16 protein-coding genes and 1 pseudogene are annotated in these 12,954 nt (G+C 37.5%); 12 read left to right on the forward strand and 5 right to left on the reverse strand.

The features are described from left to right. Positions 1 to 173: 173 nt before the first annotated feature. The 11 genes and pseudogenes from LC454_RS05450 (at position 174) to msrB (ending at position 8,160) form a co-directional block, all read left to right on the forward strand. On the forward strand, positions 174 to 1,196 hold the full coding sequence (locus LC454_RS05450) for an LLM class flavin-dependent oxidoreductase (protein ID WP_223580393.1): 1,023 nt from the start codon (positions 174 to 176) through the stop codon (positions 1,194 to 1,196). Positions 1,197 to 1,208: 12 nt separating this feature from the next. Beyond that, positions 1,209 to 2,294 carry an NAD(P)-binding domain-containing protein gene (locus LC454_RS05455; RefSeq protein WP_223580395.1) on the forward strand — a complete coding sequence of 362 codons (1,086 nt, stop codon included), beginning with the start codon at positions 1,209 to 1,211 and terminating at the stop codon, positions 2,292 to 2,294. A 38-nt stretch (positions 2,295 to 2,332) separates the two neighbouring features. Then, on the forward strand, positions 2,333 to 2,830 hold the full coding sequence (locus tag LC454_RS05460; RefSeq protein WP_223580397.1) for a DUF1772 domain-containing protein: 498 nt from the start codon (positions 2,333 to 2,335) through the stop codon (positions 2,828 to 2,830). Between the two features lie 344 nt (positions 2,831 to 3,174). After that, the gene (locus tag LC454_RS05465; RefSeq protein ID WP_223580399.1) at positions 3,175 to 3,678 is read left to right on the forward strand and encodes a hypothetical protein; all 504 of its coding nucleotides are present in this window, start codon (positions 3,175 to 3,177) and stop codon (positions 3,676 to 3,678) included. A gap of 388 nt (positions 3,679 to 4,066) precedes the next feature. Further along, a complete protein-coding gene (locus LC454_RS05470; RefSeq protein ID WP_223580401.1) occupies positions 4,067 to 5,149 on the forward strand; it encodes a hypothetical protein in 1,083 nt (360 codons plus the stop codon). A 65-nt stretch (positions 5,150 to 5,214) separates the two neighbouring features. Beyond that, positions 5,215 to 5,616 carry a DUF3784 domain-containing protein gene (locus LC454_RS26600; protein WP_120259680.1) on the forward strand — a complete coding sequence of 134 codons (402 nt, stop codon included), beginning with the start codon at positions 5,215 to 5,217 and terminating at the stop codon, positions 5,614 to 5,616. An 83-nt stretch (positions 5,617 to 5,699) separates the two neighbouring features. Then, entirely contained in the window at positions 5,700 to 6,251 is a 552-nt protein-coding gene (locus LC454_RS05480) for a sigma-70 family RNA polymerase sigma factor (RefSeq protein WP_223580403.1), read from the forward strand. 11 nt (positions 6,252 to 6,262) lie between these two features. Then, positions 6,263 to 6,532 carry a hypothetical protein gene (locus tag LC454_RS05485; RefSeq protein ID WP_223580405.1) on the forward strand — a complete coding sequence of 90 codons (270 nt, stop codon included), beginning with the start codon at positions 6,263 to 6,265 and terminating at the stop codon, positions 6,530 to 6,532. 77 nt (positions 6,533 to 6,609) lie between these two features. Next, positions 6,610 to 7,059: a DUF417 family protein gene (locus LC454_RS05490; RefSeq protein WP_223580407.1), complete on the forward strand. Its 450-nt coding sequence runs from the start codon at positions 6,610 to 6,612 to the stop codon at positions 7,057 to 7,059. A gap of 6 nt (positions 7,060 to 7,065) precedes the next feature. Then, a pseudogene (gene msrA, locus LC454_RS26605) lies at positions 7,066 to 7,635 on the forward strand (peptide-methionine (S)-S-oxide reductase MsrA); the annotation flags it as partial. 75 nt (positions 7,636 to 7,710) lie between these two features. Further along, a complete protein-coding gene (gene msrB, locus LC454_RS26610; RefSeq protein WP_279634411.1) occupies positions 7,711 to 8,160 on the forward strand; it encodes a peptide-methionine (R)-S-oxide reductase MsrB in 450 nt (149 codons plus the stop codon). A gap of 368 nt (positions 8,161 to 8,528) precedes the next feature. Here msrB and LC454_RS05500 read toward each other — a convergent pair whose 3' ends face one another. Beyond that, positions 8,529 to 8,762: a hypothetical protein gene (locus tag LC454_RS05500; protein WP_223580409.1), complete on the reverse strand. Its 234-nt coding sequence runs from the start codon at positions 8,760 to 8,762 to the stop codon at positions 8,529 to 8,531. Positions 8,763 to 9,268: 506 nt separating this feature from the next. Continuing rightward, entirely contained in the window at positions 9,269 to 10,075 is an 807-nt protein-coding gene (locus LC454_RS05505; RefSeq protein WP_223580411.1) for a LexA family transcriptional regulator, read from the reverse strand. Between the two features lie 360 nt (positions 10,076 to 10,435). Here LC454_RS05505 and LC454_RS05510 point away from each other — a divergent pair, with 360 nt between their 5' ends. Further along, positions 10,436 to 11,059: a hypothetical protein gene (locus LC454_RS05510; RefSeq protein ID WP_223580413.1), complete on the forward strand. Its 624-nt coding sequence runs from the start codon at positions 10,436 to 10,438 to the stop codon at positions 11,057 to 11,059. A gap of 86 nt (positions 11,060 to 11,145) precedes the next feature. Here LC454_RS05510 and LC454_RS05515 read toward each other — a convergent pair whose 3' ends face one another. Genes LC454_RS05515 through LC454_RS05525 form a run of 3 tightly spaced genes read right to left on the reverse strand, consistent with a single transcriptional unit; the run spans position 11,146 to position 12,461 of the window. After that, positions 11,146 to 11,646, reverse strand: a complete 501-nt coding sequence (locus LC454_RS05515) for a hypothetical protein (protein ID WP_223580415.1) — start codon at positions 11,644 to 11,646, stop codon at positions 11,146 to 11,148. Beyond that, a complete protein-coding gene (locus tag LC454_RS05520; RefSeq protein WP_223580416.1) occupies positions 11,603 to 11,980 on the reverse strand; it encodes a hypothetical protein in 378 nt (125 codons plus the stop codon). Before LC454_RS05520 ends, LC454_RS05515 begins: the two co-directional genes overlap by 44 nt. Continuing rightward, positions 11,967 to 12,461: an N-acetylmuramoyl-L-alanine amidase gene (locus LC454_RS05525; RefSeq protein ID WP_223580418.1), complete on the reverse strand. Its 495-nt coding sequence runs from the start codon at positions 12,459 to 12,461 to the stop codon at positions 11,967 to 11,969. Before LC454_RS05525 ends, LC454_RS05520 begins: the two co-directional genes overlap by 14 nt. Between the last annotated feature and the right edge of the window lie 493 nt (positions 12,462 to 12,954).

A 12,954-nucleotide genomic window follows, 5' to 3' on the forward strand; every position in this document is an offset into this window, starting at 1 on the left:
TTATAGTACAATCAATATACAAAGTTAGTGCTTTTATACACCTCACAATTGCCAAATGGCAATTGTGAGGACGATTTCAATTGCTATTTTATTGACATCCATAGGACAAACCAAGAGTCCTAGATCAGTATAGATTTATTAAATTTGATAAACATCAAATCTCGTCCCGACGAATGAAGAAAATAGGATTTTTATCTTTTGGACATTGGTCCAAACACCCTGCTTATAGCACCCAAACAGCAAGTGACACATTACTTCAGTCAATAGATCTAGCTGTAGCAGCAGAAGAAATAGGCATAGACGGAGCTTATTTTCGTGTACATCATTTTGCCAATCAGTTAGCCTCTCCCTTTCCTTTATTGTCTGCCATTGGGGCAAAGACCAATACGATTGAAATAGGTACGGGAGTAATCGATATGCGCTATGAAAATCCACTTTATATGGTGGAAGATGCTGGGGCAGCCGATTTAATTTCAGAAGGCCGATTACAATTGGGTATCAGTAGGGGTTCACCTGAACAGGTAATAGACGGATGGCGTTATTTTGGTTATGAGCTCGCTGAAGGTGAGAGCGACGCTGATATGGGCCGTAGGAAGGCTTTAGAATTCCTGGAAAAACTCAAAGGAAAAGGTTTTGCTGAACCAAATCCCTATCCGATGTTTCCGAACCCTCCGGGCTTACTTAGGCTAGAACCACACGCTGAAGGGTTGCGTGACCGTATCTGGTGGGGTGCAGCATCGAATGCGACAGCGGTATGGGCTGCTCAAAACAAGATGCACTTACAAAGTTCGACATTAAAGTACGATGAAAATGGAAAGCCTTTCCATATACAACAGGCCGAACAGATACGTCTATATAAACAAACCTGGAAAGAAGCTGGACATCCTGGCGAACCCAGAGTTTCAGTCAGTCGGTCAATTTTTGCATTGGTTGATGATTTAGATAGGTATTATTTTGGACAGGAAGCAGATCGGGCCGACAAGATAGGTTTCATTGAAGCGGACAAACGCGCTATTTTTGGCCGTAGTTATGCGGCCGAGCCTGATCAGCTCATCAAAGAACTGGCTCAGGACGAAGCTATCCAAGAAGCTGATACTCTTCTCCTGACAATTCCAAATACCTTGGGTGTAGATTACAATATTCATGTACTTTCGGCTATTTTGGAACATGTTGCACCTGAGTTAGGCTGGCGCTAGATATCCTAATTGATGATAAACAATATTCGTTACAAAACCAAAATTGCGATAATCGGTGCAGGACAAGCCGGGCTTTCTTCTGCTTATCATTTAAAGAAATTGGGATTGGAGATTAATCAGGACTTCATTATTTTGGATGAAGCCCCTGCTCCTGGTGGTGCTTGGCAATTTCGCTGGTCTTCGCTCACATTAAGTACGGTTAACAAAATCCATGACCTACCAGGTATGTCATTTGAAGAAACATTGACAAATAATGAGACCGAGGTACAGGCAAATATAGCTGTCCCACATTATTTCGATCTCTATGAAAAAAGGTATGGGCTAGAAGTTTATCGACCACTTAAAGTTGATAAGGTATCTTCGCATGGGCAACGTTTTCATATAGATACTGCTGAAACGTTGTTTTCTGCAGCGGGCATCATTAACGCCACAGGCACCTGGGAGAACCCTTATATCCCTTTATACCCAGGGGCAGCACTATTTCAAGGAGAGCAACTTCATACAAGAGATTTCAAAACAGCAGACTATTTCAGAAACAAGCATGTTATTATAGTCGGTGGCGGAATATCTGCCATCCAATTGTTGGATCAGATTTCGGAAGTGACTACAACAACATGGGTCACACGACGTCCCCCACTATTTCGTGAAGGCCCTTTTGATGATATGGCGGGTCACAATGCTGTTGCTATGGTAGAGGAGCGTGTGCGGCAAGGGTTACCACCGCTATCAGTTGTATCCGTGACGGGACTGCCTTATTCAGCTGAAATCCGCGCGATGGAAAAACGAGGGGTACTCACACGGCTTCCCATGTTTAGTGAGATCACTAAAACCGGTGTGAAATGGGAAGATGGCAGGGAAGAAAAAGCAGATATTATCCTTTGGAATACGGGTTTCAAAAGTGCATTGGAACATTTAGATCCGGTACTGCCCAAAGAAGAAAATGGAGGCATCTTAATGGATGGGCGACTCGCCACAAGGATCGCCAAGGAACCCCGAATTCATCTGGTCGGCTACGGTCCTTCCGCCTCCACAATCGGGGCCAACCGCGCCGGAAGCGCAGCAGCAAGGGAACTTGTAAAAACATTAAACCTTTTGTAATGTTATCTAGGTCAAGATTAAAAATAAACTTACCACCAATGAAATTACAAGAAATCACTTTAGCTGCTGCTGTGATAACATCGGCATTAATATCCGGGCTCTTTTTCGCCTACACGTTTTCCGTCAATCTTGGACTTCACAAACTGGATGACAGGGGATATTTGATGGCAATGCAAAATATCAATAGAGAAATCTTAAATCCAGTATTTTACAGCTGTTTTTTAGGAGCACCATTATTATTGATTGCATCATCGGTGATGTATTTCGATTTATCTTCTCCAAAATTCTATTTGATCGCAGCTGCATGTGCAAGTTATATCATCGGTGTATTTATTATTACGGCTGCAAAGAATGTTCCGCTAAACAATCAATTGGATACATTAGATATTGCAGGTGCACCGTCTGATGCTTTAAATCGAATGCGTCTCCTTATTGAGGAACCTTGGGTATTCTGGAATAATCTGCGAACGGTGTTCTCTTTCATAACCTTAGTCTGTTTAATTATCAGTCTTATATTTTTCAAATCCAAAGATTAACGACGGTAAAAAAAGGCATATTTCCTTCCATATTATTCCAAGCTACATTGTAATTCGTTTAGTGGGTTACCTAATGAGGTAGCCTTTCCTCCATTTAAGCTTTCTAAACCGACCCTTTTTGCACATACATCCCCATACCATCTCCCTTAATAAAAGTACTGATGTAGCGGAAAACGGATCATGCAAAAAGACGAAAAAAGCAAAAGTGCATACGGATTTAAATTCATTGTCAACGGATTTAAATCCTGCGATAAAGCATAACAGATTCTATTGTACTTTTATAAAAAAAAGAAGAAAAGATCCAGATGAAATCATCTTGAGTATAAACTAATAAAAAAAATCCAATGAAAACACAAAACATAATCCCCGCCCTATTATTGTCCTCCATAGGTTTAATGTCCTTATCTGCATGTAATGGAACATCAGTAGATACGATTAAAGCCATGGAATCCAACTATGACAATCAGAATAAAACCATCGAGTTAACCGGTGAATTTGATGCTCCCTCCTTTACCTTTTCATCAGGCAAATCGAAGACCATGTCAATGAATTTTGTTGTAAAACCTCATGCAATCAGTTCGGAGAAATTTACAGCATTCAGTGTTATGTTACCTGTTGGAACAGAAAAAAACAGTGTTCTATTTGAACTCCCAGCAGACCAAAAAAACTATACATTAAAAAACTTCCATGTCATTGATAAAAACGGAGAGAAAATCAATCTCGATACGCATACCACATTTAAAATGACGGGTACTGTACATTACAGTGAATTAGAAAAACCTGAAGGTGAAAGGGACAAAAGCAATTTCAACTATAAAATAACTGACGTAACCTTCGAAAAAGATTAAAAAATCATGCTATAAACCCGATCAAACTCGTTAATAAAAACTAAAAATATGATCAATATTTAGCTTGGAAACAGCTTCTCTTTTGGATGGGTAATTATTGGATTTGCCCTTATCATGGCTCTGGGGATTTACATCGCTTATAGAAAACAACACGCAATTAAAATAAAATATGTTCTTGCCGTTATCATTATGTTAGTTGTAGGCATAAAATGGCTTTTTGAAAAATAAAAGCAATCTTCTCCAATAGCTGTTTTTTTAGATTTTAAAAACGGAAGAGCGCACAAGTACACAACAGAACTTTAACACTTGAATAAATTTATTTTTGTAAATTCAAGTTTAAATGTTCGAATCAATCGTGATCGATGCCATTGTTAAATGTAAATTTATCATGAAATTTATTTTCACTTGTGTTCTCTTTTCCATACAACTATTTGTATCTGCTCAAGAACGACCCCAACTTATTCCGTTCAAATTTGAAGGTAAATTGGGTTTAATGGATGTATCCACAGCAGAACCTGTGTATCCGGACGCTCTAATGGATGGCCCGAACAGATATTATGTCATTGGAGACTTCTGTAGTTATATTATCTCGAAAAATGAAAAGGAAGATGCTGTAGTTGATGCCTATTCGGGACAGGAACAGTTTTCTGGGCATTTTGATAGTGCATGTGGCCGCTTGAAAATCAACAAAGACAGTTATTATCACTTTGAAGTGGGTGGAAACTCAGCTCTCTTAAAGCCCGGAAGTCCTCTTATACAGCTAACAATCCGATACCAAAGCATTGAACCAAATCATGACGCGTGGGACAATGAAAGCTTGGATGGCAAGCAATATATCTGGGCATTAAAAACGGATAAAACCTACGATGTTTTGAGTGCCGATAAAAACTTTGCGCGTATAAATTCCTTACCGAATTTTGAAAGTTTTGATCTGGTATATCGAATAAATGAAGATGCCCCCATAACTTTGGTTGGATTTGTCTTGGGTAGCAAAAATGCTATTCAACGTGCTTTCGGCCAGAAATATAATATTCCAGAATCTAACCAAATGGTTGAAGTCTATGATATACATTTTAAAAAATTAGGCAATACAATTTACCAGAATGTAGCAATCAAACAACTATTCAATCATGAAATTGAACTACGGGGTAGTATGATGCCTCCACCAAACCTTGAAAACCAGATAATCACCTCTCAAAATAAAACAATTGTATTGAACGACGAATTTAGCTTAATTCCAGCAAAAGATGATCAGACACAATTGGTCCTTGTCAATACGCAGCAAGGAAATGCTTCCATCTTAGGAAATGGCCACTTCGATTACAGGTACATCAGCACAACCCAAAATTTAAAAGCGCTCCTACAGATAAGACATGCGAAAACTGGAACTTTTTTTTATTTTGATTTTAACGGGTTTTATTTCCCAAAAGGAGTTCCTTTAATCCCCAAGAATTACAGAAAATGGAACTAGAGGAACGAAGTAAGGTTTCAATAGAAAATAGACAAAATAGGATCACAAAAAACAATTTTTAACAGATGATTACTTTAGTTTTAGTATTAAGCGTAATTTTGGCAACAGTTGCTTTTCTAGTCACTGAAGAGAATGCAGACTCGTCCCTTTCTGGATATAACACCCTTTCGTCAACAGAAAAGCAACAATTTGACATAAAGGCTTTTGTCCCATATTTTAGAAAATTTCATCTATCACTAGCTGTTTCATATTTGTTGATTTCCCTCTTCCTTCTCTTCGCTATCAGTTCGTATTGGGCAAAGATTTTTAGTATAGCTTATCCCTTACTTGCTTATATATTTTTTATTTGGAAAGCGAACAGTTTTTTCATAAAAAGGAATAAAAAACAGTATATCCTTTCAATTACTGTCATTTGCTTTCTTCTTATTGTTCTTTTAGTGATTATGATCCAATTTTTAGAGAGCTAATTCTGTGATCGCCGTAATCAATTTTGATTAGATAAGAAGTATCAAAAAACTATTTCTAATTTTATAGGATTATAATTGACCACATGGACAAGCGATCAGAACATCTACAACAATGGATTGATATCTATAGTGATACACTTCTCAATAGCGCTCTTTTTTTGCTTTCAGACCGACAAGATGCGGAAGATATAGTCCAAAATGTATTTATGTCTGCATTCGAATCATACCATTCTTTCCAGGGGCGGAGCAATGTAAAGACTTGGCTAATGGCTATTCTTAAGAATAAAGTCGCTGAGTTTTACCGTAAAAAGTACCGACATACAGGCAATATTCCACTAGATCATTATTTTGATAATGAGGGATCATGGAAACATAATGATGTTCTACAAGACTGGAATGAAAAAGACGACAACCTCCTTGACAACAACGATTTTAATAGCGTAATTGCTGAGTGTATGGACAAATTGCCCCTAAAATGGCTTATCCCGGTAAAGCTCTATTATTTAGAAGAAAAAAAAGCGGCTAGCGTATGTCAGGAAACTGGCCTTACGACAACTAATCTATGGAAAATCCTCCAACGAAGTCGTATGCAACTTCGGGAGTGCCTGGAATTTAACTGGTTTAATATCTCATGATTTCGTAAGCAATGATAAAACAACTCATTCATATATTGGTAATGCCCTGCAAACAAGCAACACTGCTTATCGAACAGCAAAATGCTGGTGAGATTCCATTTTTCCAAAAAATACGCTTAAGGCTACATCTTATGATCTGTAAGTGGTGCAGTGCCTATAACCGCAAAGTACATGCAATGGAAAGTATGATAAAAAAGATATTCACACAAGATGCTCCCGAAAAATTCAGTAAAAATGAACTAGAACTCTTTAAAGACAAATTAAAAGACAAGTTAAAATAAAAGGATTTTTTTGTCAGGATTTTGAAGTGCATGCTACTAAAAGGGAAACAGTAAGTACAAATTAAAATTTTAGAAAAATGCATCTCATAACGCAAACAAAAAATTCCCCCCCATCATCGCAATGGGGTTTCTACATTTCAACATTCGGCATAGTCTTCATTCTTCTGTGGCTTGGGGTTTTCAAATTTACCCCAACGGAGGCGATGGCCATAAAGCCATTGATAGCGAATCATCCACTCTCTTCCTGGCTATACAAACTATGGAGTGAACAAATGGTGTCCAATATTGTTGGTATTGTTGAAATAGCTGTTGCCATACTTATCTTACTGAGTTTAAAATTTAAGCAATTGAGACGATACGCCGGAATTGGGGTATGTATTATTTTTACGATGACTTTAAGTTATCTTTTTACAACACCAAATATGTTCAAACATGTAGACGGAGTTCCTGTGACAGATTTCTTTATCCTTAAGGATATACTATTTCTTGGCTTTGGAATCAGTTTATTGCAATCAGCTAAAAAATAAAAGATCATGAAAATTATATGGACCATCACTATACTCGCCTTTATAGGCTTGATAATAGTCAAAATAGGCTTTTCGCAAGGAGAAGAGAAAGCATCAGCTCCAGAAAAGAACTCAGCTCATAACAGTAAAACTAGCGAAATCTACTTTGCGGGGGGCTGCTTTTGGGGGACAGAACATTACTTCAAACAAATAAGAGGGGTAACAGCTACAGAAGTTGGGTATGCGAATGGGAATCTTGCCAAACCGAGCTATGAACAGGTATCAACGGGCAATACTGGGTTTGTAGAAGCCGTAAAAGTCGATTATGATCCTACGCTAGTTGATTTGAAATTGTTGATCGACTTATACTTTAAAACAATTGACCCGACAAGTATGGATAAACAGGGTAATGATATTGGTACTCAATATCGGACAGGGATTTACTTTACAAAGAAAGAGGATGAAAAAACGATCCGGGATGAGATTGGTCAGCTTGCAAAGAGCTATAGCTCAAAGCTTGTTGTAGAAATTGGTCCCCTACGGAATTTCTATACTGCTGAAAATTATCATCAAAATTATTTAGAGAAAAATCCTCAGGGTTACTGCCATATTCCCGCTGACCTATTTGAGAAAGCGCGACAGGCAAATCCGAAACCGGCTAAGTACAATAAAGTGGACAAAAAAACACTGAAAAAGGAGCTGACTGCATTACAATATGATGTTACTCAAAACAATGCTACTGAAAAGGCTTTTGACAATGCTTATTGGAATGAATTTCGGGAAGGCATTTATGTTGACGTTACCACCGGCGAGCCCCTATTTATTTCTACCGATAAGTTTGAATCCGATTGCGGATGGCCAAGCTTTTCTAAACCGATCAATGATCGGCTGATTGCCGAAAAAAGCGATAGGTCTTTTGGGATGAATAGAACTGAAGTGAGAAGCAAAACAGGTGACGCTCATTTAGGCCATGTTTTTAATGATGGCCCGACTGAACAAGGGGGACTACGTTATTGTATAAACAGTGCTTCACTACGCTTTATCCCAAAAGATCAAATGAAAGCGGAAGGTTATGAGAAATTTATTCCTCTGTTACAAACCAAAAGCGACAAAACTAAGTAGCACAACATCTCATATCAGACTATTAATAAGTGTAATTGCTGGCAGGATAAAATTCCATTAGTCCATTTGAGGGGTGTCATAAAAGAGTTTACAGAGATTATTGCCCGGGGAATCTTTTTACAACAGGAGAGCCAAAAAGGTCGAACAGCCCTAGTTTATCTAATTTCGTTGGCATCCCCCGATAATCATTTTCCAAATCCGAAAGGGTTTGCTTTTGGGATTTGGAACGCTTCTTTTAAACACAAAAAGCCAGGTTAAAAAACCTGGCCTTAAAAATAAACATATGATGGATTAGTAAATGGCAGCCCCTATGAACAGTCTATCTCCACGATACGATCCGGGATCTATACTTGAAATTACATTAAGTTCTAAAATACCCTAATAAATTTACCTTCCAAGGCTCCCTCAGAAACATCGAGGATATCTTCGACCACTATTGTTGCAGACTCTTTGTCAAACTCTTCCAGAAATCTCCACAAATCATTCACTTTTATCGGAACAAAATACTGATTCGTATCTTCCACAGTATTCTCAGACTTAAGTATATTATAGCCTTTACATTTTAAGTCCTGAAGGATATCATTCGTCAACGGGATATTCATCTCTCTAAAGTTTCTATTTCTCGTATGCTCTGCACACGCCGTATTTAACCACTTAGATTTATAGAAATTGAAAGCAATGAACATGTAAGAATAATGAGCAACCAATATCCTTTATATAGGGTTGTTTGTCATAGCGTATATTATATATACTGTTCGACGCTAAGACACCATACATTAAACATGTTCATCTGCTTCCAATTCATATTCAAATATAGCAAATAAAACTAATTAAATTAGTTTTATTTGCTATATTTTTTAGTTAAAAAACTAACAACTTGTGAGCCATAAGGTTTATATTTTCCGGACATAAAGAATCTCTTTATTATTCCAAACAGCGTTAGGACGAGAAAGCGGTGATACAATTGGGCATATACAAGTAGCTATATGCAGGAGCAACAGGAATCTTGTTTCGCAAATAAAAGCGGGTTTTATTTGCGAAACAAGGTTTGATTATGGTTGATCACTTCAAAGATGTCCAGTGAAAGACAAAAATGTACTGAACATCTTTATAATGAGCGGCTGATATCAACAACATTAAAGATCTGATCCACATCATCCAAGCTGACTTCAAAGTCTGGATAAGTAGCTTTGTCTGTATTGAGGGAACGTAATGTAAGGATTCCATTAGCGACATCGTGATGAGCAATTTCCTTAATAATCACCCCTTCATATCGATGTACAACAACCCAATATCTATATTTATGGGTATGAAATTTTGACTGCCACAATTCTCGTTTAATCAAACGTCCTGTAACAATATCGCCGTCAAGGACACTGGCATCAGTCCCGTCTGTCATACTATCACCACTCACTTCAAAAGAACGGTAAGCTCCTTTGTGAAATTCATTCACGGTAATAAAATGTGCAGGTAAATCATCCATGTACTCAGCATCCGAAAATCCCGAAAGATAACCAGCTTTTGCCTTCTCGGTCACGAGCTTAGTTTGCATCAAATAGCGTCCAGGAGACACCTCAAAGAATATATTGTTCTTATTCTCGTCAATAAAGTTGACATCACTGGAAAAATATCCAATAGATTTTCCGTTTCCTACATTGACCATGGAAACAGTATCAGGCTGAATGGTTGCACCGGACTGATTTCGTTCTCCTTTTCCATAAAGCAGCCAATCGTACTGAACTTTGGGAAAAGCATTTTGAATACGGGTTTTCATGGTGAGACCGATCGGATATTCACCCTTCTTTATACGCGAATACACCTGTTCACGCACCCCCAATAAGCCCGCAAATTCCCGATTGGTAATTCCCATCTCCAAGCGTAAAATCTCAAAATTATTATCCGGATAAGTTTCCATGTTTTTATAGGGTATTTAACAAATGTTACACTAATTCATAACAATCTGACACTAAGTTACACAAGATATTAAACCTAAACAAATAAATAAATAAAATAAATACATTAACACCTTATTATCAACATATTACAATTAAACAAATAAGTTTAACAATTTTTATTGAATACAAAATATTCAACAAAATTAACATTAAAAACCTTGAATGATTAACAAATTTGTTTAACTTTGTTTAACAAACATTATGGACACTTAGTGCTTACTATCGGCAAATCATTAGAAGGAAAAGAAGCTGTTAATGACTTTGAATGATTAGTTACAATAAGACAGAACAAAAAATATACACTTTAAAAGAACATAAAAATGGAACGCTTCCTCACAACAAATTTGCAGCTAGACAGGTCAACTGGATTGAACCATCAGCACATCAGAAAATATGGTATTACTTCAAAAGAAACACAAAGTATAGAATTGATGACCGTGCTAATGCAACCAAAAAGTTTAACAACAATTACAAGTCAACGAAAAGATAAGACCAATTCCCAGCGTATGAACACTTTATATTATTCTTTCATTATGAGTTTCTTAAAAGAGAACCATCCCGAAATTTTGAGATCAATTGACAAAATATACGAGCCCGATCTTTCCAAGATCAGTCAGGTCATCGACTGTTATTGTGAATTTATGGGGATACCCTCGCAACAGATTATGGGTGAGTACATCAACTACAAAGATATCCAGCATCGTTACAAGGCAATCGCCGTTGTCTTGCGTATTTTTCAGCCCGAAAAACTGGATAACCTAAAGACTAAAGTAAAAAGCACGATATACAAGGAACTTGGTCCATATTTAAAGATAAATAGCGACACCTTACAAAAGTCCATCATCTGCGCATGTAATCAATTTGACATGTATAATGATTTTAAGAAAGATATCAAGCAAGCGACAAATTATTATTTCATTAATAAACGTTTCAATGATAAATAAGATTGGTTTCCCAAGAATTATACCGATCATAAAACAAACGAGTACGAAGTTTTCCATGATCGGTATAATAATCTTTTATCCAATTATTACGTTCTCCTACGCAACCACCAGACCATAAGGTATATCACTACAAGTAAGCCTATCAAAAAATAGAATATATTTGTTCCAGCCGGCTGCACCGTCCGTTTTGAAGCTCTTTCATCTATCCGCAGTTTATCTTCTTTGTAGTGAACATTGTGGACACTCTCCCGACGCTGATCAGAAAGATATTTCTCAACACCATTACTGCTATCAGAATAATACGTTCGGCGTTTATTTACCCGTCCCTTACCTATTCGCACAACGCCATTCGGACTGATCTCGATCTCTTCACCTTCGATCTGCATCAGAGCCTCGCTCCCTGTCAAGAGTCGATTATATGATTGCTCAATCTCCAGGTGCCTTCTACTAGAATCCACGCTTGACAGTTCGGTCATTTTTTCGTTCGCCTCCACTGTCTGCGACTCCTTTGTTTTAGTAATCTTTTTAAATAAACCGCAGCTACTAACGAGCAGTAGCATTACGGTCAATCGAAATATATTTTTCATTTTTCACTCTTTTTAGTTCAATCTGCAATTCATTATAAAGCTTCATCAGGTCATCATATTTCATCTGCAGCTCAGCCAACGTCTTCGAGCAGGCTATACGGTCCTCATTGGCGAGTTTTAGTCCTTCATTAAGATCTTCGATAATGGTTCTTAAATGTTCTATATCTTTTTCCAGCCGGTTTGCATAACCTTCCCACTTATCAATCACTTTCCCAGCATTCTCCACATTTGTAGCTTCCACTTCCGCCTGCTGCTTGGGACGACCAACAAAGTAACCTCCGATAGCAGTAACGATAGGAATAATCAGCTTTTCCAAAATTTCAAGTAGTTCCATAGTAATTATTTTTTAATAGTGGCTTAAACTTCATCCAAGGGAATTGTACTCCCGGGTCCTCCTTTCTTCCAGGGGCAATATCACTGTGCCCCAAAATTTCCTGAATAGGATAATGGGCAATAATTGCCTGACAGACTTCAATGGCCGCATTGATCTGCTTTTCGGTATAAGATTCTGTCCCTCTATTTTGCAACTCAATCCCAATACTGTATCTGTTCAGATCTTTCAATCCATCCCAGGAACTCAGGCCTGCGTGCCAACATTTGACATTGAATCGCGCCAGTTGTGTTACAACACCATCGCGACTGATGTGCACGTGAGCCGAAACTTTGCTTTTTGGATCTGACATCCAATAAATCGCACTAGTAGCATTAGACGCGCCATCATAATGCATGATGATATAAATAGGTTTGATATTACCGCTTTTATTAGGTGTATCTTTATAGGACACACCTACCAATTGATGTTCTTTAATATTCATGTCTTCTTTTATTATTATAATTTACTTTGATGTTAATCGTCTCCTTCTTCTTATCTGGATTCCAATTTTATTCCGATAAAGGCCGCCAGCATTTACTTTATTTGCTATTTCTATACAAATTTAGGTGGGAATCAAGCTTGAAAATTAGAATATCAACGGTATGTAAGCGGTATGGAACAACTACCGAATATCAGCTCAAAACGAATATTTTTTATTGTCGGTCAATTCATAACAAAAAAGAAGGCGCTCAAAAAATAAAAAACGCTTCCCGTCGAATAGAATATTTGGAAAGAGATTATCTAGGGGGAATGAAAATGTAAATCTTTCGAAACTATATATTAAATTAGTATCCAAGACGTATTATTATGCCAATAACCAAAACGCAGTGTATTTTGAGCAAAATATGGGCTCCCAAAACAACAGTCACTATCTCATTTTAGTTGTAACTAACTAATTTCAAGGGAAAATATACTAAAAAGCAACCATAGTGCCA

The organism is Sphingobacterium sp. GVS05A (assembly GCF_019969845.1).
In the GTDB taxonomy this organism is placed as follows: Bacteria; Bacteroidota; Bacteroidia; order Sphingobacteriales; family Sphingobacteriaceae; genus Sphingobacterium.